This is a genomic window from Pseudomonas sp. B21-041 (assembly GCF_024748675.1).
Classification (GTDB): domain Bacteria; phylum Pseudomonadota; class Gammaproteobacteria; order Pseudomonadales; family Pseudomonadaceae; genus Aquipseudomonas; species Aquipseudomonas neuropathica.
The window spans coordinates 4,304,810-4,330,064 of the sequence record NZ_CP087175.1 but is presented as its reverse complement, the minus strand read 5'-3'; the positions used below and the strand labels follow the sequence as shown (position 1 = coordinate 4,330,064).

The following is a 25,255-nucleotide window of genomic DNA, read 5'->3' as shown; positions in this document are numbered from 1 at the left end:
CCTTCAAACAGATTTCGGGAGGAGGCGCTCAAACAGCGCCTCTACAGTATTAAAGCGCTCTTCCGGACGTTCCATCGGTACCTGGAATTTGAACATCGTCGCGCCTTCGAATTTATAGCGTTTTGGCTGGCTCTGGATCAGCTTTATCAGCGTCATCGGGTCGACCGGGGTTTGCGCGGCAAACTCAATACGCCCACCTTGCGGGCCACCATCGACCTTCTTGATGCCCAATTGCTCGGCCTGCAACTTCAGCGCTGTGATGCGCACCAGATTCTTCGTCGGTTCCGGTAGCAGGCCGAAGCGGTCGATCATCTCGACTTGCAGATCTTTCAGGCCTTCCTCGTCGGTGGCCGAAGCGATGCGCTTGTACAGAATCAGACGCGCGTGAACGTCCGGCAGGTAGTCTTCCGGAATCAGCGCCGGCACCCGCAAGTTGACTTCCGGGCCACCGCCCAGCGGTTGATCAAGGTTCGGTTGCTCGCCCTTGCGGATCGATTTCACCGCGCGTTCCAGCATCTCCATGTACAGCGTGAAGCCCACGGCCTGAATCTGCCCGCTCTGGCCATCGCCGAGCAGTTCGCCGGCACCACGGATTTCCAAGTCGTTGGTCGCGAGCACGAAACCGGCGCCGAGATCCTGAGTATTGGCAATCGCTTCCAGACGCTTTTCCGCGTCCGAAGTGATTTGCTGGCGCGGCGGCGTCAGCAGGTAGGCGTAAGCCTGGTGGTGACTGCGGCCGACACGACCACGCAACTGGTGCAGTTGTGCCAGGCCGAACTTGTCGGCGCGCTCGATGATGATGGTATTGGCGCTCGGCACGTCGATGCCGGTCTCGATGATGGTCGAGGCGATCAGCACGTTGAAGCGCTTGTGATAGAAGTCGCTCATCACCTGTTCGAGTTCGCGCTCGCGCATCTGTCCGTGACCGATGCCGATGCGGGCTTCCGGCACCAGTTCGGCGAGATCGGCGGCGCACTTCTCGATGGTTTTCACATCGTTGTGCAGGTAGTAAACCTGGCCGCCGCGCAGCAGTTCACGGAGCAGGGCCTCTTTGACCGTGCTCTTGTTCTGCTCCATGACGAAAGTGCGCACCGACAGGCGTCGCGCTGGCGGCGTGGCGATGATCGACAAGTCGCGCATGCCCGACACCGCCATGTTCAGCGTGCGCGGAATCGGTGTGGCGGTCAGGGTAAGAATGTCGACTTCGCTGCGCAGGGCCTTGAGCTGTTCTTTCTGACGCACACCGAAACGGTGTTCTTCGTCGATGATCACCAGCCCGAGGTTTTTGATTTTCACATCGTCGGACAGCAGCTTGTGCGTGCCAATGACGATGTCGATTTTGCCTTCGGCCAGATCAGCGATAGCCGCGTTCACTTCCTTGGCCGATTTGAAGCGGCTCATCACTTCGACGGTCACTGGCCAGTCGGCGAAGCGGTCGCGGAAGCTGTTGTAGTGCTGCTGGGCGAGCAGGGTGGTCGGCACCAGAATCGCCACCTGACGACCGCCGTGCACGGCGATGAATGCCGCACGCATGGCCACTTCGGTCTTGCCGAAACCGACATCGCCGCAGACCAGGCGATCCATTGGTTTCGGCGCGAGCATGTCTTCGCGCACGGCTTCAATGGTCGATTGCTGGTCCGGGGTTTCTTCGAACGGGAAACCGGCGCTGAACGTCGCGTAATCGGCTTTCGGGTCGGCGAATGCATAACCTTCGCGAGCGGCACGCCGGGCATAGATGTCGAGCAGTTCAGCGGCAACATCGCGCACCTGTTCGGCGGCTTTACGCTTGGCCTTCTGCCAGGTTTCCGAGCCGAGGCGGTGCAGCGGGGCCAGCGCATCGTCGCTGCCGGTGTAACGCGCGATCAAATGCAGGTTGGCTACGGGCACGTAAAGCTTGGCGTTCTCGGCGTATTCGAGGGTGAGGAATTCGGCGGCCTGATTGTCGATTTCGAGAATCGTCAGACCCAGATAGCGACCGACACCATGATCAATGTGCACCACCGGCGCGCCTTCGCGCAGCTCGGTGAGGTTTTTGATCACCGCATCGTTATTGCCGTCGGCACGCTTCTCGCGGCGGCGGCGTTGCATCACGCGTTGGCCGAACAGCGGACTTTCCGCGACCAGGGCCAGCGCCGGGTCATCGAGCATCAGGCCTTCATCGAGCGGGGCAATGGTGATCGCCAGACGATCCTTGCTCGCGACGAAGTCCGGCCAGCTGTCGACGGTTTTCGGTCGCAGCTTCAGGCGTTCAAGCAACTCCAGCAGGACTTCGCGACGGCCGGCGGATTCGGCGGTGAACAGCACGCGTCCGGGGAATTCATCGAGAAATGCCGACAGTGCCGCCAGCGGTTGCGTGGCTTTGGCCTCGATTGCCAGATTCGGCAGGGCTTGCGCGGGGAAGCGCTCGCGGCCGACGCCGGTTTCCACGTCTTGTTGACTGGCGACCACACGTGGCCAGCTCTTCAAACGGGCGAAACAGTCTTCCACCGGCAGGAACAACTCTGCCGGCGGCAATAAAGGACGCGAAGGGTCGACGCGACGCTCTTCATAACGATTGCGCACGTCGTTCCAGAAGTTTTCCGCCGCTTGCTCGATGCCCGGCAGAGAGAACACCTGGGTGTCCTGCGGCAGGTAATCGAACAGGGTCGAGGTTTCGTCGAAGAACAGCGGCAGGTAGTACTCGATACCGGCCGGAGTGATGCCGCTGCTCAGATCCTGAAAGATCGGGCAGCGACGGAAGTCGACGTCGAAACGCTCGCGAAAGCGTGCCTTGAAACGGGTGACCGCGTCTTTCTGTAGCGGGAACTCACGGGCCGGCAGCAGCTTGACCGATTCGACCTTGTCGATGGAGCGCTGGTTTTCCGGGTCGAAGGTGCGCAGGGTTTCGATTTCGTCATCGAACAGGTCGATGCGATACGGCAACTTGCTGCCCATCGGAAACAGGTCGATCAACGCACCGCGCACGGTGAACTCGCCGTGCTCATAAACCGTATCGACGTAGCGATAGCCACTGGCTTCGAGTCGCGAACGCATCTGTTCAACATCGAGCTTCTGCCCGACATCCAGCACCAGGCTGCTGCCGAGCAGGAATTTGGTCGGCGCCAAACGGTGCAACGCTGTGGTGATCGGCACCACCAGCACGCCATGCGCCAGTTCCGGCAGCCTATATAAGCTGGCGATGCGCTGGGAAATGATGTCCTGGTGGGGCGAGAACAGGTCGTACGGCAGGGTTTCCCAGTCAGGGAAATGCAGAACGGGCAAATCCGGGGCGAAGAAACTCAGCTCCTGTTCCAGTCGTTCAGCACTCTGGCTGTCGGCGGTCAGTAGCAGGGTGAAGCGCTTGGCAGCGCTGGCAGCCTCGGCAATCGCCAGGCTGAGGGCAGCACCGGGCAGATTGCCCCAATGCTGTTTACCTGCCTCGGCAGGGAGTAGCGGTAGACGCAGAACGGGCACGGAAGGTTGAGCTCCAGGCTTTGCGACAAAGTCGGTAATTGTAGCGGCGTCCGGTGCCGCCTGTCAGTTGCAGACTACGTCTATCTTCGCTGTTTGGACGAAATGTAGTGGTAACCATAAAAACCAGCCGTTTTTTTGTGGTTATGTAGTGCCGAAAGTGGCTGGTGTTACGGAGGGTTACAGACATCGTCTAACAGTCGTCGAAAAATTGACTGCGCTGAAAGCCCCGGTTTTACTGGGCTTGAGAGAGGCGTAATTTTTTTGAACGGAATTTTGTTACCGATTTCGCGACAAGCGCACATTGCTACAAGAGGTTGTCGGCGGCATAATGTAGCCCCTTTTTTCTGCCCCTACATGTGGAAGGTTACCGTGACTCAGAAGCCCGACCAGTGTCTTGGTGAATGGATCGACCGTGAAGCACTCGCAGAAGCGATGATTCCGCTTATCGGTCAGCTCTACCGCAATAACAACGTGGTGAGCTCGATCTATGGCCGCAGCCTGATCAACCAGTCTGTCATCGCGATTCTCAAAGCTCACCGCTTTGCGCGCCACCGTTCTTCCGACGACAGCGAACTCTCCGTCCACGAAACATTCCCACTGCTCAAAGCCATGAGCGAGCTCAAGCTCGGCGCGGCTTCGGTAGACCTGGGCAAGTTGGCGTTCAAATTCCGTAACGAAGGCAATGGCCGCAGCGCCGAGCAATTCGTTCGTGAAGAAATGGCTGACGTGGTTGGCCAGCAAAACGCTTCCGCACGTAAAGGCACCGACGTTGTGCTGTACGGCTTCGGTCGTATCGGCCGTCTGCTGGCGCGCATCCTGATCGAGAAAACCGGTGGTGGCGACGGTCTGCGTCTGCGTGCCATCGTCGTGCGCAAAGGCGCCGACAACGACCTGACCAAGCGCGCCAGCCTGCTGCGTCGCGATTCGGTCCATGGTTCGTTCAACGGCACCATTACCATCGACGAAGAAAACAACACCATCACCGCCAACGGTAACCTGATCCAGGTGATCTACGCGAAGAACCCGACCGAGGTGGATTACACCCAGTACGGCATCAAAGATGCGCTGCTGGTGGACAACACCGGTGTATGGCGTGACGCCGATGGTCTGGGCCAGCACCTGCAATGCCCGGGTGTCGCCCGCGTTGTTCTCACCGCGCCTGGCAAAGGCAAGCTGAAGAACATCGTTCACGGCATCAACCACAACGAAATCACCGCTGACGACAAGATCGTGTCCGCCGCTTCCTGCACCACCAACGCCATCGTGCCGGTGCTGAAAGCTGTGAATGACAAGTTCGGCATCATCAACGGTCACGTCGAAACCGTTCACTCGTACACCAACGACCAGAACCTGATCGACAACTTCCACAAGGGCGATCGCCGTGGCCGTAGCGCCGCGCTGAACATGGTCATCACCGAGACCGGTGCTGCCACCGCTGCTGCCAAGGCCCTGCCTGAGCTGGCCGGCAAGCTGACCGGTAACGCGATCCGCGTTCCGACGCCAAACGTGTCGATGGCCATTCTCAACCTCAACCTTGAGAAAGCTGCCACCCGTGAAGAGATGAACGAGTACCTGCGCTACATGGCGCTGCACTCCGATCTGCACAAGCAAATCGACTTCGTCAACTCGCAGGAAGTGGTTTCGACTGACTTCGTGGGCTCGCGCCACGCCGGTGTGGTCGACGCTGAAGCGACCATCGTTCAGGACAACCGCGTTGTTCTGTACGTGTGGTACGACAACGAGTTCGGCTACAGCTGCCAGGTGGTTCGCGTGATGGAAGACATGGCTGGTGTAAACCCGCCAGCGTTCCCGCGCTAAGCGATAGCTGCACATGAAAACGCCCCGACTTTGTTCGGGGCGTTTTTTTATGCCTGCAAAACTTCTATTGCCTTGGCCAGCCTCATCGCTGGCAAGCCAGCTCCCACAGGTTTACTGGTTAATTACACAATTGCATTAACACCTGAAACCCTGTGGGAGCTGGCTTGCCAGCGATGGCGTCCTGTCAGGCGCCGCCAGGGACGGCCGCTTGCGCGGTGCGCAGTTCATGCTTATTGCCCCGGAACAACACCAGCGTCGCAATCAATCCCAACACCGCCGCACCACTCAGCCAGATCCCCGGCGCAGCCTTGTTGTCCAGCACATGAATCAGGTAAGTACACGCCGCCGGGGTAAACCCGCCGAACGTCGCGGTTGCCAGGCTGTAAGCCAGCGAGAAGCCGGTCGTACGCACTTCAACCGGCATGATCTCGGTCAGCGCCACCACCATCGCGCCGTTGTACGAACCGTAGAGGAACGACAGCCACAACTCGACAATCAGCAAATGGCTGAAGCTCGGGTTCGCCACCAGCCACGACAGCGCCGGGTAGGTGGTCAGGATCGCCAGAATCGTCGCCGCCAGCAGTAAGGGTTTACGGCCGATCTTGTCAGACACCGAGCCCATCACCGGCAACCAGAAGAAGTTCGACAGGCCGATGCACACCGTCACCAGCAACGCGTCGAAATCCGACAGGTGCAGCTCAGCCTTGCCGAACGTCGGGGTGTACGCAGTGATCAGGTAGAACGACACCGTAGTCATCACCACCAGTGCCATGCCGGCGATGACGATGCCGAAGTTCTGACCGATCGAGCGGACAATTTCCCGCAGGGTTGGGCGATGTTTCCTGGCTTGGAACTCTGGCGTTTCCTCCAGCGAGCGGCGAATGACGAAGATTACCGGCACAATCATGCAGCCGATCAGGAACGGCACGCGCCAGCCCCAGTCACCCATTTGTTCCGGGCTCAGCCAGTGGTTGAGGCCGACGCCGAGCAGGCCGGCGAAAACCACCGCCGCTTGCTGACTCGCAGACTGCCAACTGACGAAGAAACCCTTGCGGCCTGGTGTGGCGATCTCTGCCAGATAGACAGATACGCCGCCCAGTTCTACGCCAGCGGAAAAGCCTTGCAGCAACCGACCGAACAGTACGAGCAGCGGTGCGGCGACGCCGAGGGTGGCGTAGCCCGGCACGCAGGCAATCAGCACCGTACCGGCAGCCATCAACGCCAGCGTGATGATCAGCCCTTGGCGACGGCCATGACGGTCAATGTAGGCGCCGAGGAAAATCGCCCCGAGCGGACGCATCAAGAAGCCGGCCCCAAAAGTGGCCAGTGAAAGCATCAGCGAAGCGAAGGCGCTGTCGGTGGGGAAGAAGGTCTTGGCAATGGCTGTGGCGTAAAAGCCATAGACCATGAAGTCGAACATTTCGAGGAAGTTGCCGCTGACAACGCGAAAAATCGCTTTGCCTTTGCCCGTGGTGGAGGACATGTTCAGGTACTCGCTATTGGATTTTGTATAAAGATGTTGCAGATCCTTTAATTCATAATGGCCGTCGCGGTTTTACGGAGAGATGAATAATTGTTCACTAGACGGTTGCTGGGGCTTGTGATGCTGGCTGGCTTATTGGCTGGCTGCGGCAATGGCGATTCCATGGAAAGCCTTGGTGGGGCGACCATGGGCAGCACGTATTCAATCAAGTATGTGCGCCGCGCCGGCTTGCCCGAACCGAAGCAAGTTCGCGGTGAAGTGGAGGGGATCCTCGGCGAAGTCGATCGGCAGCTATCCACCTATCGCAACGATTCGGACATCGAGCGCTTCAACGCTTTACCCGCCAATAGCTGTCAGAAAATGCCTGCAGCGGTACTCGAATTGGTCCGCACGGGCGAACAACTGTCAGCGCAAAGCGAAGGCTCCTACGACCTGACTGTCGAACCGCTGATGAATCTCTGGGGGTTCGGCCCGCAGGGGCGCGAAGAGAAAGTCCCTGGCGCCGCCGCACTCGCCGAGGTGATGTCGCGCGTCGGTTATCAGCACTTGCGCATCAATGGCGAGCAGTTGTGCAAGGACGCCGCCGTCGAAGTCGATTTCAACAGCATCGCCGCCGGTTATGCCGTCGACACCATCGCGGCACGGCTCGATGCCATGGGCATCCACGATTACCTCGCTGAAGCCACGGGTGAGCTAAAGGCAAAGGGGCGAAAGCTTGACGGCTCATCGTGGCGCATCGCGCTGGAAGAACCTCGTGACGATCAACAGGTCGCCGAGCGCATCATCAATGTCGACGGCTACGGCGTTTCCACCTCCGGCGACTACCGCAACTATTTCCTGCAGAGCGGTCGGCGTTATTCCCACACCTTCGATGCGCGTACCGGTGCACCGGTCCTACACGATCTGGCGTCAGTCACGGTGATTCATCCTTCAGCGTTGATGGCCGATGGCCTATCGACGCTGTTGCTGATTCTCGGCCCTGAAAGGGCGTGGGACTATGCGGAAAAACATGACATTGGTGCATTCTTTGTGATTCGTGCCGATACAGGTTTTGTCGTTCGCACCAACAAGGCTTTCGAACGCCTCAGTGGCGCAAAAACTGACTGAGAACAATACGAAAGCTGGCGTTGTAGTGCAGGCAAAAGTAGCCTACGACGCGACCAAGGGTTAATGTGCGCGGCGTTGACGCTTCTATAGACTGTGTCCGGGTTCTTGATTGACCCCCAATTGTTCCTTCGCGCCGCCGTTCGGCGTGATTTAGCCGCCGGTGCTGCTGGCACCGCGGCCTGTTCTGAGGAGTACGCATGGCTGTCTACAACTACGACGTGGTGGTGCTGGGTTCCGGCCCGGCGGGAGAAGGCGCGGCAATGAACGCCGCCAAAGCAGGGCGCAAGGTCGCGATGGTCGACAGCCGTCGCCAGGTCGGCGGCAACTGCACCCACCTCGGCACCATCCCGTCCAAGGCACTGCGTCACTCGGTGCGGCAGATCATGCAGTTCAACACCAATCCTATGTTCCGGGCGATCGGCGAGCCGCGCTGGTTCTCCTTCCCGGACGTGTTGAAAAGCGCCGAAAAGGTTATTTCCAAACAAGTCGCTTCGCGTACCGGCTACTACGCCCGTAACCGCGTCGACGTGTTCTTCGGCACCGGCAGCTTCGCCGACGAGCAAACCATCGAAGTGGTTTGCGCCAACGGTGTGGTCGAGAAACTGGTGGCCAAGCACATCATCATCGCCACCGGTTCGCGTCCTTATCGCCCGGCGGACATCGATTTCCACCATCCGCGTATCTACGATAGCGACACCATCCTCAGCCTCGGCCACACCCCGCGCAAACTGATCGTTTACGGCGCCGGCGTGATCGGTTGTGAATACGCGTCGATCTTCAGTGGTCTGGGTGTACTGGTCGAGCTGGTCGACAACCGTGGTCAGTTACTGAGCTTCCTCGACTCGGAAATCTCCCAGGCGTTGAGCTACCACTTCAGCAACAACAACATTACCGTGCGCCACAACGAAGATTACGATCGCGTTGAAGGCGTCGACAACGGCGTGATCCTGCACCTGAAGTCCGGCAAGAAGATCAAGGCCGACGCCTTGCTCTGGTGCAACGGTCGTACCGGCAACACCGATCAGCTCGGTCTGGAAAACATCGGCGTCAAGGTCAACAGCCGTGGCCAGATCGAAGTCGACGAGGCTTACCGTACCTGCGTGCCGAACATCTACGGCGCCGGTGACGTGATCGGCTGGCCGAGCCTGGCCAGTGCCGCCCACGACCAGGGTCGGTCGGCTGCTGGCAGCATCGTCGATAACGGTAGCTGGCGCTTTGTGAATGACGTGCCGACCGGCATCTACACCATTCCGGAGATCAGCTCGATCGGCAAGAACGAGCAGGAACTGACCCAGGCCAAAGTGCCGTACGAAGTTGGCAAGGCGTTCTTCAAGAGCATGGCGCGTGCGCAGATCGCCGGCGAGCCGCAAGGCATGCTGAAGATCCTGTTCCACCGTGAAACCCTGGAAGTGCTGGGCGTTCACTGCTTCGGTTATCAGGCGTCGGAGATCGTTCACATCGGCCAGGCGATCATGAGCCAGCCGGGCGAGCTGAACACCCTGAAGTACTTCGTCAACACCACGTTCAACTACCCGACCATGGCCGAAGCCTATCGGGTAGCGGCGTACGACGGCCTCAACCGGCTTTTTTGACGGGCTCCGGCCGGTGGCCTGAGCCGGCCGGGGAGACCGATTTCAGCAATTCTCGAGGGTGGCAGTGGCCAAACCGGGAAAGTCTGTAATCAGGCTGTCAACGCCGAAGTCGGCGAGTCTGCGCATCAGCGCAGGCTCGTTGACGGTCCACACCGACACATGCAGCCCCTGACGCTGCGCCTTTTGCAGACGTTCCGGCGTGCACAGTGTCCAGTTCAGCGCGAGAATCTCACAGCCATAGCTGGCCGCGACCTTCAACGGGTCGAGCCAAGCGTATTCGGCCACCAATCCGCGCGACACGTCCGGCACCAGATCCAGCGCCGCTTTCAGCACTTCCCGCGAACTCGAGGTGATCGTCACCTTGTCGAGCAGGCCATGCCGTTGCGCCATTTCACGAATCGCCAGCACCGTGGTTGCGGCGCGAGTACGTGAAGCGCTTTTGACCTCCAGTTGCCAATGCTCGAAATCACACTTCTCGAACAACTCTTCCAGCGTCGGAATCGGGCACGGCTTGATCCAGCCCGGGCCGCCCTTGCGCGCGTCGTAGGTCACCAGCTCGGCGGCGGTGTGTTCGACGACCTTGCCGCGCCGCTCCGTGGTGCGTTTGAGGGTCGGGTCGTGGATGACCATCAACTCGCCGTCCTTGGACAGGTGCAGATCCAGTTCGCAACGGCGCACGCCGTGCTTGAGACATTCCTGAAAGCTGCTCAGGGTGTTTTCCGGTGCTTCGCCCTTGGCGCCGCGGTGGCCGTAGATGAGGGTCACGGTTCTTCCTTAAATTAAATGCCTGATTCGTTCTGTTCGCGGGCCAGACGTCGTTCCTGAGCCTGCTTCTGCAAGATATAGCGGGCGAGCAACTGGCGCTGGGCATCGGTCAGGTGTTCGAACTCGGTACCGATGTCATAACCTTCGCCCTTGCGGTCGCAATGGGTGACGCGGGCACGCAGCAACAGGCCCAGCGCTTGCGGCATCAGCACCAGTTTCACTGACAGGTGTGCACCGGTGGCAATCGGTGTCGGGTGCTGAAAGTCGATTCCGCCCTCGGAGATGATCACCGGTTGCGGCTCGCCGATATGACCGAGTACGGTCAGGGCGACCACCTGGCTGAGCAGGTCGATGCGTTTGTTCTGGGATTTCAGGAACGCGGCAATGGCCCGGTCGCGCTCGCTGATCTGCCGCAACAGGTGTTGCGACTCGAATTCACTCAGGTGCAGTTCGCTGAGCAGGTTGAACAGTGGGGAAGCATCCTGCAACACTTCCTGGCCTGCGGCTTCGGGAGCAGACAGGGGCCGAATTTCCAGTGCGATCGTGTCCTCGATACGGTAGTATTCGCGGCGATCTTCTTCATCTAATGTCGACATGGCGAACCCATGGTAGCGGCGGTGGTCTGAGTGTAAAGCTGGTTATCGACCCCCGCCACAAGGACGTTCCTTTTCCCTCCGAACAAGCCCCGACATGTTCAGACCTCTCTTCGTATTTATCGGCACGCGTTATACCCGTGCAAAGCGTCGCAATCATTTTGTGTCATTCATTTCCCTGACTTCGATGATCGGGCTCGCCCTTGGCGTGGTCGTGATGATCGTCGTGTTGTCGGTGATGAACGGCTTCGATCATGAGATGCGCACCCGTGTGCTGGGCATGGTGCCCCACGCGACCATTGAATCCACTGAGCCGATCAACGATTGGCAAAGCCTGGCCACCCAGGTCAAGCAGAACCCGCAGGTGACGGCGGTTGCGCCGTTCACCCAGATGCAGGGCCTGCTGACCAATAACGGTCAGGTGTCCAAGGTATTGCTCAATGCCATCGACCCTGCGCTCGAGCGCAATGTGTCGATCATCGACAACTTCATGAAACAGGGCAAGCTCGACGATCTGACGCCGGGCAGCTTCGGCATCGTCATCGGCGACAAGGCTGCGACCAAGCTCGGCGTCGGCATCGGAGACAAGGTCACCTTCGTCGCGCCGGAGGTCAGCGTGACCCCGGCCGGGATGTTCCCGCGCATGAAGCGCTTCACCGTTGTCGGCATTTTCCATGTCGGCGCTGGCGAACTCGATGGCTATCTGGGCGTGACCAACCTGCAGGATCTGGCGAAGATGCACCGCTGGAAGCCTGATCAGGTGCAGGGCATTCGCCTGAAGTTCGACGACCTGTTCCAGGCACCGCGTGTGGCATGGAACATCGCCCAGCAGCTTGGCGAAGACCACTACTACGCCCGCGACTGGACCCGCACCCACGGCAATCTGTATCAGGCGATCCGTATGGAAAAAGCCATGATCGGCCTGCTGTTGTTGCTGATCGTCGCCGTCGCTGCGTTCAACATCATTTCCACGCTGGTGATGGTGGTCAACGACAAGAAGGGCGACATCGCCATTCTGCGTACGTTGGGCGCGACGCCGGGCACGATCATGCGCACGTTCATGGTGCAAGGCACGGTGATCGGTGTGGTCGGCACGGCGATTGGCGCGGTGGTGGGTATTTTCGCCGCGCTTAATGTCAGCGCGGCGATCTCGGCACTGGAAGGCCTGATCGGCCACAAATTCCTTAATGCTGACGTGTATTTCATTGATTATCTTCCGTCGCAGGTGCAGAGCCAGGATGTGGTCATGGTCTGCGCCGCTGCGTTGGTCCTGAGTTTCCTCGCCACCCTGTATCCAGCCTGGCGTGCCGCGCGCACCCAGCCGGCGGAGGCGCTACGTTATGAGTGAGTCGGGCATGAGTGAACAAGCAATCCTGAGCTGCCGCAATCTGGGCAAATCTTACGAGGAAGGCCCGGAATCGGTAGAAGTACTGGCCGGCCTGCAACTGGAGTTACACCCGGGCGAGCGCGTCGCGATCGTCGGCACCTCGGGTTCGGGCAAAAGTACCTTGCTCAACCTGCTCGGCGGCCTCGATACGCCGACCAAGGGCAGCGTCTGGCTCGATGGTGAAGAACTGTCGGCGCTGAGCGAGAAGAAGCGTGGCCTGCTGCGTAATCGTGCGCTCGGTTTCGTTTACCAGTTCCACCACTTGCTGCCGGAATTCACCGCACTGGAAAACGTCTGCATGCCGCTGCTGATCGGCAAGACGCCGATCCCGGAAGCCCGTCAGCGTGCCACGGCACTGCTGGAGCGCGTCGGCCTCGGTCATCGCCTGGAGCACAAACCGGCGGAACTGTCCGGTGGTGAACGTCAGCGTGTGGCCATCGCCCGCGCCCTGGTGAACAAGCCGGGCCTGGTGATGCTCGACGAGCCAACCGGCAACCTCGACTCGCACACCGCCCAAGGCATTCAGGATTTGATGCTGGAACTCAGCACCTCCATGCGCACGGCGTTCCTGGTGGTGACCCACGACATGAACCTGGCCCGCCAGATGGATCGCGTACTGCACCTGCAAGAAGGTTGCCTCACGCCTATCTGATTGGCTGAAACCCGGCGCCTGTAAAGGCGTCGGGTCTTTTATTTTTATACGGTGCCCCAGCGAATGTTCAGACCGTTATCGATCTTTATCGGCACGCGCTATACCCGCGCCAAGCGCCGCAATCGCTTTGTTTCGTTCATTTCGATGACCTCGATGATCGGCCTCGCCCTCGGCGTGCTGGCGATGATCGTGGTGTTGTCGGTGATGAATGGCTTCCAGCGCGAAATGAGCTCGCGCATCCTCGGCATGGTGCCGCACGCCACCATCGTGGGCGTCAAGCCGATCGATGACTGGCAGCCGGTGGCCGCCGCCGCGATGAAAAATCCTGAAGTGACCGCCGCCGTGCCGTTCACTGAGATGGAAGGCATGCTCTCCTATAAGGGCTTGATGCAGCCGATCCAGATCAGCGGCGTCGATCCGGCGCAGGAAGGCAAGGTCTCCATCGTTGCCCAGCACATTGTGCAGGGCCGTCTCGATGCCTTGAAACCAGGAGAGTTCGGCGTAGTGATTGGTGAAATCACCGCGCGACGTTTCCGCCTCAACGTTGGCGACAAAATCACCCTGATCGTGCCGGAAGTCAGCACCGCCCCCGGCGGCATTACCCCGCGCATGCAGCGTCTGAACGTGGTGGGCGTGTTCAAGGTTGGCGCTGAACTGGACGGCTCGATGGGCCTGATCCATGTGGCGGACGCTGCGACCATGCAGCATTGGCAGCCGAATCAGGTACAGAGCGTGCGTCTGGCGGTCAAGGATCTGTACGCCGCGCCGAAAGTCTCTTCGGACATCGCTGCCGGCCTGGGCGCCGAGTTCAAGGCTGACGACTGGACCCACACCCAGGGCAGCCTGTTCAGTGCGATGAAGATGGAAAAAACCATGATCGGCCTGCTGTTGCTGATGATCGTCGCGGTGGCGGCGTTCAACATCATTGCGACCCTGATTATGGTGGTGAACGACAAGGGCGCGGACATCGCGATCCTGCGCACCATCGGCGCCACGCCACGACAGATCATGGCGATCTTCATGGTTCAGGGCACCGTGATCGGGATTGTCGGCACGATCATTGGCGGCGTTTTGGGCGTGATCGCCGCGCTGAATGTCAGTCAGATCGTGGGCTGGATCGAGCGAGTCAGCGGGCAGCACATCTTCAGTTCTGATGTGTATTTCGTCAGCAATTTGCCGTCGGAATTGCAGGGTGGGGATGTGCTGTTGATCTGCTCGGCGGGCTTTATCCTGAGCTTCCTGGCGACGGTGTATCCTGCGTGGCGAGCGGCGAAGATCGAGCCGGCTCACGCGTTGAGATATTCGTAAGCGACTCCATGCTCGTTCCCACGCTCTGCGTGGGAACGCCTCAACGGACGCTCCGCGTTCGGCTCTGGAAGGGACGCGGAGCGTCCCGGGCTGCATTCCCACGCAGAGCGTGGGAACGATCAGGTTCGAGGTAGCTCAATCACAAACCGCGTCCATCCCGCTTCAGATTCGCAATGAATCTGCCCAACATGGGCGCGGACGATCGACTGAGTAATCGCCAGCCCCAATCCCGCATGCTCACTGCTACCTTCCTGTCGCGCCGGATCGGCCCGATAAAATCGATCAAACAGGCGTGGCAACAACTCCGCAGAAATCCCTTCGCCACTGTTTTCGACTGAAATGCGTACCGCGTTCGGTTGATCAACGATCCGCAAGCTCACGTAGCCCTCGACCGGGGTAAACCGCAGCGCGTTATCGAGCAAATTCGACAAGGCACGGCGCAACATGCTGCGATCACCTTCGATCCGCGCATTGCCCTCGCGCGTCAGCTTGACCCCGGCGTCCTCCGCCAGCGGCGCAAAAAACTCCAGCAACACATCGGTCTCGTCCGCCAGTTCCAGCGCTTCGCGCTTGGGCATCAGCAAACCGTGGTCAGCCTTGGCCAGATACAACATGTCGTTGACCAGTTGTGCCATCCATTGCAGCTCTTCGAGGTTGCTGTGCAGCGCTTCGCGGTAATCCTCGATCGGCCGAGGGCGGGTGAGGGTGACTTGAGTGTGGGTCAGCAGGTTCGACAATGGCGTGCGCAACTCATGAGCGATGTCGGCGGAAAACGCCGAGAGCCGCTGAAACGAGTCGTCGAGGCGTGCGAGCATGGCGTTGAAGCTGTGGGCCATTTCCGCAAGCTCGGGTGGCATTTGCGCTTCCGGCAGTCGCGCATTCAGCGATTGTGCGGAAATCCCACGGGCAACCGCACTCATGCGCCGCAACGGACGCAACCCGCTGCGTGCAGCCCAGGCACCGAGCAAAGCGGTGGCCAGCGCTGACAGCCCGACCGTCAGCCAGATCAGATGCTGCATGCGTTGCAGGAAGTGCTGGTGATGGGTGATGTCCAGCAGCATTGTCAGTTGCGGGGAATCGGCGTTTTCCGGGTAGAGCGGGGCGTTGAGCACGCGGTAATCGGTGCCGTCGTTGCTAACTGTCAACAGGCCGGATTGTTGCGGCAAATCCTTGGGGATTTGCGTCGAACTGTCATACCAGCGCTGGCCGTCAGTGCCGGTAATGCGCAACGACAGATCGGCCTGACGGCTCAGCTCATCCGCCAGCCGCGCCTCACGTTGAGTGGGTTGAACATCCTGCAAGGCGCGGCGCAGGCCAATCAGCTTACCGTCCAGTTGCTGTTGGTCGAGTTCGATGAAGTGCGCCTCGCTGGCGCGGTTGAACAGCACCCCGGCAAACAGTGAAACCACGGCGGTGCAAGCGGCAAACAACAAGGCCAGACGCGAACTCAGAGACAGCCGGCGCATCAGGCGCCACGCTCTTCGAGCACGTAACCCATGCCGCGTACGGTGTGGATCAATTTGTTGGGAAACTCGTCGTCGATTTTCAGGCGCAAACGGCGGATCGCCACTTCGATGACATTGGTGTCACTGTCGAAATTCATGTCCCAGACCTGTGAGGCGATCAGCGATTTCGGCAGCACCTCACCCTGACGGCGCAGAAGCATTTCCAATAGCGCGAATTCCTTGGCGGTGAGATCAATGCGTTGGCCACTGCGTTCGACCCGACGGCGAATCAGGTCCAGACGCAGATCGGCCAATTGCAGGCTGGTTTCTTGCTGTGTAGCACTGCCGCGACGCAACAGGCTGCGCACCCGCGCCAGCAGTTCGGAGAAAGCGAAGGGCTTGACCAGATAGTCGTCGGCACCGAGTTCGAGGCCATGAACCCTGTCTTCCACGGCGTCTTTGGCCGTGAGAAAAAGTACCGGCGTATCCAGTCCGGCGCTGCGCACCGCTTGCAGAATCTGCCAGCCACTGCGCCCCGGTAGCATCACGTCAAGGATCAGCAGCGCGTAATCGCCGCTCAGTGCCAGTTGCTGACCGCTGTTGCCGTCGGCCACCAGTTCCGTGTTGAACCCGGCCTCGGTCAGGCCCTGGCGCAGGTATTGGCCGGTTTTCGCTTGGTCTTCGACGATCAACAGTTTCATGGGCGACTCGGGTTGTAGTAACTAAGGCTTTATACCGTGAGCGCGTGCGGTAAGCGCCAACCTGACAAAGTTGTAATCTGCCTGTCAGGTAGGTGCCAGCGCAGGCCGGCTAAAGTCTCCCACAGGCTGAACCTTAACTTGTTGGAGAACGACCATGTTTTTACGCCAATCCCTGACGTTGGCTGCCTGTCTGGTGGCGCTGAGTTCGCCAGTGTGGGCCGCGCCAGCTCACACCTACGATTTTGGCCAGCCAGCACCTGCCGCCAACGCCACGCGCAGTATCGAGGTGGTGATGGGTGATATGTCCTTCGATCCCAAGGCGATTCAGATCAAGGCCGGTGAGACCGTTCGTTTTGTGCTGGTGAATAAAGGCCAGTTGTTGCACGAATTCAACCTCGGTGACGCAGCGATGCACGCCAAACACCAGCAGGAAATGTTGCAGATGCAGCAAAGCGGCATGCTTACGCCTACCGGTATGAAGGAAATGTCCCACGACATGGCTGGCATGGATCACGCGGCGATGGGCCACGGCATGAAGCACGACGATCCGAACAGCGTGCTGGTCGAGCCGGGCAAAACTGCCGAGCTGACCTGGACCTTCAGCAAAGCGACGATCCTGGAATTTGCCTGCAATATTCCCGGGCATTATCAGGCGGGCATGGTCGGCAAACTGACGGTCAGTCAGTAAGCACTCAAAGGCGCGGGCAAAGACTGGTAGAATCCGCTGATTCTTCAGTCAGGTTTCCGCCATGCATCCCGCAGCCGAACATTCGCCGCTGGGCAAATCCAGCGAATACATCGCCACATACACGCCGTCCCTGCTGTTCCCGATTCCGCGCACCGCGAAATGGGCCGAACTGGGCCTGACCGCCGAAACCCTGCCGTATAAAGGTGTGGATTTCTGGAACTGCTTCGAGCTGTCGTGGCTGCTGCCGTCGGGCAAGCCGGTGGTGGCGATCGGCGAGTTCAGAATTCCGGCGGATTCGCCGAATATCATCGAATCGAAGTCGTTCAAGTTGTATTTGAACTCGCTGAACCAGACCGCGTTTGCCGACGTTGCGAGCCTGGAGGCGACACTGATCAAGGATTTGTCCGCCGCCGCCGGCAAACCGGTAGGGGTGCGGGTTCGCAGCCTGAAAGACGTTGAAGCGGAAGGCGTCGTGGCGTTGCCGGGCGTGTGCATCGACGATCTGGATATCAGTGTCAGCAACTATGAGCATCCGCGCCCGGAACTGCTACGTTGCGATGATTCGCGGATTGTGGAAGAGAGCGTGCACAGCCATCTGCTCAAATCCAATTGCCCAGTGACCAGTCAGCCGGACTGGGGCAGTGTGGTGGTGGAATATCGCGGCTCGGCGCTGGATCATGCGAGTTTGCTGGAATACATCGTCAGCTTCCGTCAGCATTCGGACTTCCATGAGCAGTGTGTGGAGCGGATTTTCCTCGATCTGCAGCGCTTGTTGAAACCCGAGAAATTAACGGTATTTGCACGTTACGTGCGTCGCGGTGGTCTGGATATCAACCCGTATCGCAGTACCGAAAGCGTACAGCTGCCGAACCACCGGCTCGTGCGTCAATAAAGATCCGGAATGTGCGATATCCAATGTGGGAGCGAGCCTGCTCGCGAATGCGTAGTGTCAGTCGACATCATCGTTGAATGATCCACCGTATTCGCGAGCAGGCTCGCTCCTACTAGGGACTGTATTTCAAGTCCGGAAATGAAAAAGCCCTGCCAGTGATGGCAGGGCTTTTTGCGTTACGGGGGAATCAGATCCCCATGCTACCCAGCGCATTGACTATATTGCGCAGGGTGCCGGCAATGGTCGGGTGTTCGACTTCGAAACGCTCCACTGCCAGATTCACACCATCGACGATGCTGGCGTCTTGAGTAGCCGCTTCCAGTTGGATTTCCGATTCAATCTGCGCCATCAACTCATGTAAGTCTTCACGCTCAACTTCCGTCAGCGGCGGATTCTGCTCCAGCTGCTCGCGCAGGGTCTCGAGCTGTTTTTGCAGTTCTTGGGCGGGCATGGTGTTTTCCTTTTATCAATAGGCACTGGCATTGACCGCAGCCGCGCGCCAAAGGTCTATGGCTGACCTTTAGATTAATCCACTCCCGGCAAACCTGCATGATCCCGATCAGGGCTTTTCGCCTTTGAGGCGGCGCAGGCTGATGTCTGCCAAACAAGTGTCGAGTTCGCCCAAATGATCGATCACCGAATGCACGCCCAGCCCGAATAACTGCACGGTCGCCTTGCCGCGCAAGTGTTCGCGTTCTTTCTGGCTCAAGGCTTGCCATTCGTGGGGTGCCAGGCCACACAGCGAGCCGCAGGAGGCGAGGCCGATGGTCCATAGCCCGGCGTTCAGGCCGGCCTGCAACAGGCGCGGCTCACCGCTGACCAATACGCAGCCGTCCAGACTGGCGACGTTCAAGTCCATCAAGGCTTGCCAGCAGGCGTTCGGCGCAGGCCACGGATTGATTGTTGCCGAATGTTGCGCAGGTTTGATTGACGCCGGGAGTAAGGCCGACAACGATTGGGCGAGCGCAGGGGGCAGTTCATCCAGCCAGGCGCAGGGAATCTGCTGGCGCTGCAAATTGTGCAGGCTGTCGAGCGCGCCCGGTGTTGCCTCGGCATGCTCGGGCAGGGCGATCGTCTGTTGCCGGGCACGAGCACCGAAATCCACCAGACAGCCGCTGAGTCCGAACAGTACGGCTGTCAGGCCCGGCGCGGCGAGGGGCAAGGTTTCGGCATGTGACATGGCAACGTCCCTGAAATAGCGATAAGGCTAGTCATTCCAGGTGACAGTTGCGTGACGGCTATGTGAAGCGCGACGTGGGAAGCGTCCTACAACTTTGCACAATTGGCCGACTGTCCAAACCGGCGTTTACGCTTATACTAGCGACCTTAATGCCCGGACTCCGATGTCCGCGACAGTACAAATCCAAGGAGTTTTTCTATGCGCTGGAGCTATCCGCTCGCTCAGCTAAGTGTATGTGCCGGCCTGTTGCTGGCGCCGTTCGCCACTCAGGCGGCAACGGAAGAAGACCCTTGGGAAAGCGTCAACCGCCCGATTTTCCAGTTCAACGACTTCGTTGACACTTACGCGCTGAAGCCATTGGCCCAGGGCTATGAGTTTGTCACGCCGCAGTTCCTTGAAGACGGCATCCACAACATGTTCCGCAACGTCGGTGACGTCACCAACCTTGCCAACAACATCCTGCAGGCCAAACCGGCTGCCGCTGGCGTCGACACGGCGCGCTTGATCTTCAACACCACGTTCGGTCTGCTCGGCTTCTTCGATGTCGGCACCAAAATGGGCCTGAACCGCAGCGACGAAGACTTCGGCCAGACCCTCGGTTACTGGGGCGTAGGTAGCGGTCCATACGTGATGCTGCCGCTGATGGGGCCGAGCACGTTGCGTGATGCGCCTTCCAAGTACGTCGACAGCTACACCGGTATGTACCGCTACATCGACCACGTGCCTACGCGTAACTCGATCTTCGGCCTGAACATCGTCGACACCCGCGCCAGCCTGCTGTCGAGCGAGAAGCTGATCAGCGGCGACAAGTACACCTTCATCCGCAACGCTTACTTGCAGAACCGCGAGTTCAAAGTGAAGGATGGCCAGGTCGAAGACGATTTTTAATCTCGACCGGTAAAAAGAAAGGCGACCTCAGGGTCGCCTTTTTTGTGTGTAGCTATTTCATTTTCAGAATGGTCAGGCCGAGCTTCTGGCCGCCGCCGTCCTGTGGCCTGATCCACACCACTTCGGTCTCGGCTTCAAGCCCACTTAACGCTGCGTGTTCAGAGTCGATCCGCACGCTCAAACGGTCACCGACCGTGAACTGGCGCGGTGCTTCGATCTGCATGCCACTGCTGGAGAGGTCGATGCACACCCCTGAAACCTCATCCCCTTCATGAATCAACACGACATCGGCATCGACCCGCATGCGGATGAAATCGCGCTTTTCGCTGTAGTCCCGACTGGTTTGACTCATAGGTTGGTCCTTCCATTGGGTTACGGTTTGAGCTGTTCTTATAACTCTCGGTGATTTGACAAGTAAAGTCGTCAAGCGACCATCGGCGCATGCTTGAAACGCTCTGCGGATGGGAGTACCGTCTGCGCCTTAGAAGGGCACCTCTGGTGCAACCGCGTTTGCAGTCAATGCTCGAAAGCGGTGCAGCAGAGAGGCTAGAAAGCGAATCCAGTAGTCTGCGCAGGGCCAGATGCCCCGCGAACTACGCCAACCTAATTCTGGCGCCGTTTGCCCACATGCCAAAAACCAGTGCCACGCTGCTGATAATCGATGATGACGAAGTAGTGCGCGCGAGCCTCGCGGCCTATTTGGAAGACAGTGGTTTCAGCGTCCTGCAGGCCAGCAACGGCCAACAGGGTCTTCAGGTATTCGAGCAAGACACGCCCGACCTGGTCATCTGCGATCTGCGCATGCCGCAGATGGGCGGTCTCGAACTGATCCGTCAGGTCACCGAGCGATCGCCGCAAACGCCGGTGATCGTGGTGTCGGGTGCCGGCGTGATGAACGACGCGGTCGAGGCCCTGCGCTTGGGCGCGGCGGATTACCTGATCAAGCCTCTCGAAGATCTGGCTGTGCTCGAGCACTCTGTGCGCCGGGCCCTCGATCGTGCGCGCCTGCTGGTGGAAAACCAGCGCTACCGCGAGAAGCTGGAAAAGGCCAACCGCGAGCTTGAAGCCAGCCTGAACCTGCTCCAGGAAGATCAGAACGCCGGTCGCCAGGTGCAGATGAACATGCTGCCGGAAAGCCCGTGGAGCATCGACGAGTTCAAGTTCGCGCACCAGATCATCCCGTCGTTGTACCTGTCGGGTGATTTTGTCGACTACTTCCGGGTCGACGAGCGCCGGGTCGCCTTTTACCTGGCCGATGTATCCGGGCATGGCGCTTCTTCAGCCTTCGTCACCGTGCTGCTGAAGTTCATGACCACGCGCTTGCTGTTCGAATCCAAGCGCAACGGCACCTTGCCGGAATTCAAGCCTTCGGAAGTCCTTGGTCATATCAACCGGGGGCTGATCAGTTGTAAGCTGGGTAAACACGTCACAATGGTCGGTGGAGTCATCGACGAGGAGACCGGTTTGTTGACCTATAGCATCGGCGGCCATCTGCCGTTGCCTGTGTTGTACACGCCTGACAGTGTTCGTTATCTCGAAGGACGTGGTCTGCCAGTGGGGCTTTTCAATGAAGCCACTTACGAAGATCACGTGCTTGAGCTGCCGCCGACGTTCAGCCTGACGCTGATGTCCGATGGCATTCTGGATCTTTTGCCAGAACCTACGCTCAAAGAAAAAGAAGCCGCTTTGCCTCAACGGGTGAAGTCGGCGGGCGGCAGCCTGGATGGTCTGCGGCAAGTGTTTGGATTGGCCACGCTAGGGGAGATGCCGGATGATATCGCCCTGTTGGTGTTGAGCAGGAATCTTTAATGAGTACCGGTAGAATCCAGTTCGCCGAGCAGGACGGCACCTTTGTCCTGAAGTTCGTCGGTGAAGTTCGCCTGACCCTGTGTTCGGCGTTGGATGCGACTATTGAGAAAATCTTCACCGCGCTGAATTTCAACGCGATCGTGATCGATTTGACCGAAACCCGCAGCATCGACAGCACAACGTTGGGCCTGCTGGCCAAACTGTCGATCCTGTCGCGGCAGAAGGTCGGCCTGCTGCCGACCGTCGTCACCACCCACGAAGACATCACCCGTCTGCTGCAATCGATGGGTTTCGAGCAGGTGTTCAACATCGTCAACCACCCGGTGCCATGTCCCGAGTGTCTGGACGACCTGCCTGATCAGGACCAGTCGGAAGAAGTGGTGCGGATCAAGGTGCTCGAAGCGCACAAGATCCTCATGGGCCTGAACGATTCCAACCGGGAAGCGTTTCATGACCTGGTGAATGCCCTCGAGCGGCATTAAGTGATGCCGACCGGAGGGGTCTCTTCGCGAGCAGGCTCGCTCCCACACTGACGTAGCGTCGATCACAAATCCCCCTGTGGGAGCGAGCCTGCTCGCGAAAGCGCCCGTAAGAACACCTACAATTTCCGGCAGCAACAAAAAAGGGCGAACCCTCACAGGTTCGCCCTTTTTGCATTTCGCTAACTCAAATCACAGCTTGGCCTGCAACAGCGCCTCAAGCTTCTCCTGGTCGCGAGCAAACTGACGGATGCCCTCAGCCAGTTTCTCGGTGGCCATTGCGTCCTCGTTGGACAACCAGCGGAATTGCGCTTCGTTGAGGCTCAGACGGGCTTCACCGGCGTTGCCCGGGGCCAGTTTGCGCTCCAGCTTGCCGGTATCGGCCGCCAGCTTGTCGATCAGGTCCGGGCTGATGGTCAGGCGGTCGCAGCCGGCCAGTTGCTCGATCTGATTGAGGTTGCGGAAGCTCGCGCCCATGACCACGGTCTTGTAGTCATTGGCCTTGTAGTAGTTGTAGATGCGGGTCACCGACTGTACGCCCGGATCATCAGCACCGGTGTAGTCGTTGCCGTTGGCCTTCTTGTACCAGTCGTAGATGCGGCCCACGAATGGCGAAATCAGGAACACACCCGCGTCGGCGCAAGCGGCGGCCTGGGCGAAGGAGAACAGCAGGGTCAGGTTGGTCTGGATGCCTTCCTTCTCCAGCACTTCGGCGGCGCGGATGCCTTCCCAGGTCGAGGCGATCTTGATCAATACGCGATCACGGCCAATGCCGGCCTTGTCGTACAGTTCGATCAGGCGATGTGCGCGCTTCAGTACCGCATCTTTATCAAACGACAGGCGCGCATCCACTTCGGTGGAAATACGGCCCGGGATCACTTTGAGAATTTCCTGACCCACCGCGACGCCGAAACGGTCGCTGGCCAGGCCGACATCGCCCTTGCAGTCGCTGACGCAGGCGTTCAGCAGCTCGGCGTAGGCCGGAATGGCCGCCGCTTTGAGCAGCAGGGAAGGGTTGGTGGTGGCGTCGACCGGTTTGACTCGGGCGATCGCTTCGAAGTCGCCGGTGTCGGCAACAACGGTGGTGAATTGTTTGAGTTGTTCCAGCTTGGAAGTCATGGGCGTGCTCTGTCCTATGGGTCTGATGACATTACCCGAGCGCTGACGGCCACTCAAGGGTAGGTGCGTGTATCGATGGCCCCTGCAGCAACAACCTGAAAACGATTGTTTGAAAGGCGGGGCGCGGTATCGATGAATACGATGCCAAAACAGCCAACAGGTTCAAAGCAACCGACCTGCGTACAGGCCGGTTGTGCATGCGCTACTGGGCGTTCAACAGGGCTTCGACGGACATACGTGCCGGTTTCGGCTGACCGTCAGAGGTCAGCAGGCCAAAGTTCTTCTCGCGATCGTTGCTGCCCGAATCGCTGTTCTTCCATTCATAAATGGACGTCAGCGGAATATTGAGTTTTTTAACATCGCCAATAAACGTGTTGATCTTGCTTGCTTGTCCTTCAGGCCCACCATTGGAGGCGAGTGCCGAGATCCCCCATTCACTGATGACTCCCGGCAGATGGAAGTTTTGCTGAATGAAGTTTTGCGCGTTGCTGATCTGCGTGGCGGTCATGCCGTAGGGGTGGTAGGACACGGCGCTCAGGCATTTGGGGTATTCGCTGACGATGCGGTTCAGCGCCACGGTTGCAGCCGAGCCTGCGCTAGGCGGGCGGGCGAAGCCGTAACCGATCACGGGTGTCGATAGCGGTTGCTCCTGCAGAGCCTTGCACACGCCGCTCATGAACGGCACAAACGTGGTGTCGAAATTGCGCGTCGGCCAGTAGGTTTCCAGGTCCGGCTCATTCCATAACTCGATCGCCACCAGTTGCGCGCTGTACGACTGTTGCAGCCCCGTCACGGCTTTGGCGAAGCCTTCACCGGCAGTGGTCACCTCGGCGCTCGAGGTGGCGGGCAACGCCTTGATCGCGCGGACCGTCAGCAACACCGGCAAGCCCGCAGACTGGGCTGCGGCAAAGGCATCGCTGACCTGTTTCTGATAAGCCTTGGCTGTCAGGCTGTCGCTCCACACACCGAAGCGGACAAAACCGAAGCCTGCCGATTTGATCTGCGCGGCGTCGGTGGCCGTGAAGTTCTGGATCTTCACCTGCACGCCGATGTTCTTGGCTGGAAGGTTGGGAAATAGGGCGCTGGCGTGAACCTGAGTCGTAGCCCCTGCCACCATCAACGCCAACGCGCCGAGTCTTTTGAGATGTGTTGGTTTCATGTCTGCTCTCCCGAAGAGAAGTGACAACTGCGAATAAATGATCTCGTTTCTCAATTTTCGAGTGAGGTGATGGCACTTAGTGCGCGAATGTTAGTTTTTGTCGGGAAACAATCATCTGAAAATCACAGTTATTTTTAGTCCGTTAATAGTGGTTGGGGAGCTTTTAAACGCTGTGGTACTTAATGCTTCGGTACTAACAGGGCGAATCTATTTCTGAGTGCAGGAAGATCTTGAGGGTTCATTCAATTGCTCTCGGATGTTGGCCGTTTGACATTACACAGGAAAGTAAAACCTTGTTCAGAAAGATCCTTGTCGTTTGCGTGGGCAATATATGCCGTAGTCCGACGGCAGAGCTGATGTTGCGTAACGCGCTGGCCCCCTCAGCGATCACCGTTTCCTCCGCAGGCCTGTCGGCGCGGGTGGGCGAGGGTGTAGAAGCGTCCGCGCGGCAAGTGCTCGAAGACCATGGCCATAACGCCGAAGGCTTCATGGCACGGCAACTGACCGCAGACATCGTCAATGAATCAGACCTGATTCTGGTCATGGAAAAACAGCATGTTAATCAAGTACTGAAGATTGCCTCTCATGCGAGGGGTAAAGTATTTCTGCTCGGCAAGTGGCAGAGCGAGCGTGAAATACAAGATCCGTATCGTCAAGGCAAGGCCGCTTTTATTCATGCCCATGCATTGATTGAAGATGCTGTTAGCTCATGGGCACAACGTCTCGCGCGTTGATGA

Annotated in this window: 23 protein-coding genes; 12 read left to right on the top strand and 11 right to left on the bottom strand. The window is 58.9% G+C overall.

The genetic code is table 11. The annotated features are described in order from the left end of the window. Positions 1–3: 3 nt before the first annotated feature. Positions 4–3,453 (bottom strand): transcription-repair coupling factor, encoded by a 3,450-nt coding sequence (gene mfd, locus LOY43_RS19110; protein ID WP_095124324.1) that lies wholly within the window; start codon positions 3,451–3,453, stop codon positions 4–6. Positions 3,454–3,807: 354 nt separating this feature from the next. Between mfd and LOY43_RS19105 the strand changes: the two genes are divergently transcribed. Then, entirely contained in the window at positions 3,808–5,271 is a 1,464-nt protein-coding gene (locus LOY43_RS19105; protein WP_093433692.1) for a glyceraldehyde-3-phosphate dehydrogenase, read from the top strand. A gap of 184 nt (positions 5,272–5,455) precedes the next feature. Here LOY43_RS19105 and LOY43_RS19100 read toward each other — a convergent pair whose 3' ends face one another. Next, the gene (locus LOY43_RS19100; protein ID WP_258708587.1) at positions 5,456–6,754 is read right to left on the bottom strand and encodes an MFS transporter; all 1,299 of its coding nucleotides are present in this window, start codon (positions 6,752–6,754) and stop codon (positions 5,456–5,458) included. A gap of 120 nt (positions 6,755–6,874) precedes the next feature. On the opposite strand from LOY43_RS19100, the gene LOY43_RS19095 reads away from it, so the two are divergent. Together LOY43_RS19095 and sthA are read left to right on the top strand one after the other, a co-directional pair. Beyond that, entirely contained in the window at positions 6,875–7,861 is a 987-nt protein-coding gene (locus LOY43_RS19095; protein WP_176471231.1) for an FAD:protein FMN transferase, read from the top strand. Between the two features lie 197 nt (positions 7,862–8,058). Continuing rightward, complete coding sequence (sthA, locus tag LOY43_RS19090) at positions 8,059–9,453, top strand: Si-specific NAD(P)(+) transhydrogenase (RefSeq protein WP_064117858.1); 1,395 nt, start codon at positions 8,059–8,061, stop codon at positions 9,451–9,453. A gap of 42 nt (positions 9,454–9,495) precedes the next feature. Here sthA and LOY43_RS19085 read toward each other — a convergent pair whose 3' ends face one another. Beyond that, positions 9,496–10,218 (bottom strand): glycerophosphodiester phosphodiesterase, encoded by a 723-nt coding sequence (locus LOY43_RS19085; RefSeq protein ID WP_007910500.1) that lies wholly within the window; start codon positions 10,216–10,218, stop codon positions 9,496–9,498. Positions 10,219–10,232: 14 nt separating this feature from the next. Next, the gene (locus LOY43_RS19080) at positions 10,233–10,814 is read right to left on the bottom strand and encodes a PilZ domain-containing protein (protein ID WP_007910502.1); all 582 of its coding nucleotides are present in this window, start codon (positions 10,812–10,814) and stop codon (positions 10,233–10,235) included. 94 nt (positions 10,815–10,908) lie between these two features. Here LOY43_RS19080 and LOY43_RS19075 point away from each other — a divergent pair, with 94 nt between their 5' ends. From LOY43_RS19075 to LOY43_RS19065, 3 genes are all read left to right on the top strand, one after another. Next, positions 10,909–12,159, top strand: coding sequence for a lipoprotein-releasing ABC transporter permease subunit (locus LOY43_RS19075; RefSeq protein ID WP_034156426.1), 1,251 nt, complete (start codon positions 10,909–10,911; stop codon positions 12,157–12,159). Further along, on the top strand, positions 12,152–12,850 hold the full coding sequence (gene lolD / locus LOY43_RS19070; RefSeq protein ID WP_007910506.1) for a lipoprotein-releasing ABC transporter ATP-binding protein LolD: 699 nt from the start codon (positions 12,152–12,154) through the stop codon (positions 12,848–12,850). Before LOY43_RS19075 ends, lolD begins: the two co-directional genes overlap by 8 nt. A 63-nt stretch (positions 12,851–12,913) precedes the next feature. After that, positions 12,914–14,158 (top strand): lipoprotein-releasing ABC transporter permease subunit, encoded by a 1,245-nt coding sequence (locus LOY43_RS19065; protein ID WP_093433700.1) that lies wholly within the window; start codon positions 12,914–12,916, stop codon positions 14,156–14,158. Between the two features lie 119 nt (positions 14,159–14,277). On the opposite strand, the gene LOY43_RS19060 is transcribed toward LOY43_RS19065, so the two are convergent. Further along, positions 14,278–15,624, bottom strand: coding sequence for a heavy metal sensor histidine kinase (locus LOY43_RS19060; protein WP_258708586.1), 1,347 nt, complete (start codon positions 15,622–15,624; stop codon positions 14,278–14,280). Beyond that, positions 15,624–16,304: a heavy metal response regulator transcription factor gene (locus LOY43_RS19055; RefSeq protein ID WP_038362249.1), complete on the bottom strand. Its 681-nt coding sequence runs from the start codon at positions 16,302–16,304 to the stop codon at positions 15,624–15,626. The genes LOY43_RS19060 and LOY43_RS19055 overlap by 1 nt, the downstream gene beginning before the upstream one ends. Positions 16,305–16,458: 154 nt before the next feature. Here LOY43_RS19055 and LOY43_RS19050 point away from each other — a divergent pair, with 154 nt between their 5' ends. Both LOY43_RS19050 and queF read left to right on the top strand, forming a co-directional pair. Beyond that, positions 16,459–16,992, top strand: a complete 534-nt coding sequence (locus LOY43_RS19050) for a plastocyanin/azurin family copper-binding protein (RefSeq protein WP_095050476.1) — start codon at positions 16,459–16,461, stop codon at positions 16,990–16,992. 61 nt (positions 16,993–17,053) lie between these two features. Then, positions 17,054–17,884 carry an NADPH-dependent 7-cyano-7-deazaguanine reductase QueF gene (gene queF, locus LOY43_RS19045; protein WP_258708585.1) on the top strand — a complete coding sequence of 277 codons (831 nt, stop codon included), beginning with the start codon at positions 17,054–17,056 and terminating at the stop codon, positions 17,882–17,884. A 187-nt stretch (positions 17,885–18,071) separates the two neighbouring features. Here queF and LOY43_RS19040 read toward each other — a convergent pair whose 3' ends face one another. Continuing rightward, the gene (locus LOY43_RS19040) at positions 18,072–18,335 is read right to left on the bottom strand and encodes a DUF4404 family protein (protein ID WP_258708584.1); all 264 of its coding nucleotides are present in this window, start codon (positions 18,333–18,335) and stop codon (positions 18,072–18,074) included. Between the two features lie 108 nt (positions 18,336–18,443). After that, entirely contained in the window at positions 18,444–19,064 is a 621-nt protein-coding gene (locus LOY43_RS19035) for a phosphatase (RefSeq protein WP_095050479.1), read from the bottom strand. A 198-nt stretch (positions 19,065–19,262) separates the two neighbouring features. On the opposite strand from LOY43_RS19035, the gene LOY43_RS19030 reads away from it, so the two are divergent. Continuing rightward, positions 19,263–19,952 carry a VacJ family lipoprotein gene (locus LOY43_RS19030; RefSeq protein WP_038362262.1) on the top strand — a complete coding sequence of 230 codons (690 nt, stop codon included), beginning with the start codon at positions 19,263–19,265 and terminating at the stop codon, positions 19,950–19,952. Positions 19,953–20,004: 52 nt separating this feature from the next. Here the strand turns inward: LOY43_RS19030 and LOY43_RS19025 are convergent, their stop codons facing one another. Further along, entirely contained in the window at positions 20,005–20,304 is a 300-nt protein-coding gene (locus tag LOY43_RS19025) for a PilZ domain-containing protein (protein WP_258708583.1), read from the bottom strand. Positions 20,305–20,579: 275 nt separating this feature from the next. On the opposite strand from LOY43_RS19025, the gene rssB reads away from it, so the two are divergent. Further along, positions 20,580–21,761, top strand: coding sequence for a two-component system response regulator RssB (rssB, locus tag LOY43_RS19020; protein ID WP_095050481.1), 1,182 nt, complete (start codon positions 20,580–20,582; stop codon positions 21,759–21,761). Further along, positions 21,761–22,243, top strand: coding sequence for an anti-sigma factor antagonist RssC (gene rssC, locus LOY43_RS19015; RefSeq protein WP_003226553.1), 483 nt, complete (start codon positions 21,761–21,763; stop codon positions 22,241–22,243). The genes rssB and rssC overlap by 1 nt, the downstream gene beginning before the upstream one ends. Before the next feature lie 189 nt (positions 22,244–22,432). On the opposite strand, the gene tal is transcribed toward rssC, so the two are convergent. Together tal and LOY43_RS19005 are read right to left on the bottom strand one after the other, a co-directional pair. After that, positions 22,433–23,359, bottom strand: coding sequence for a transaldolase (gene tal, locus LOY43_RS19010; protein ID WP_016986723.1), 927 nt, complete (start codon positions 23,357–23,359; stop codon positions 22,433–22,435). A gap of 202 nt (positions 23,360–23,561) precedes the next feature. Then, complete coding sequence (locus LOY43_RS19005) at positions 23,562–24,518, bottom strand: glycoside hydrolase family 5 protein (protein WP_258708582.1); 957 nt, start codon at positions 24,516–24,518, stop codon at positions 23,562–23,564. A 293-nt stretch (positions 24,519–24,811) separates the two neighbouring features. Between LOY43_RS19005 and LOY43_RS19000 the strand changes: the two genes are divergently transcribed. Beyond that, positions 24,812–25,252: a low molecular weight protein-tyrosine-phosphatase gene (locus LOY43_RS19000; protein WP_038362273.1), complete on the top strand. Its 441-nt coding sequence runs from the start codon at positions 24,812–24,814 to the stop codon at positions 25,250–25,252. Positions 25,253–25,255: the final 3 nt, after the last annotated feature.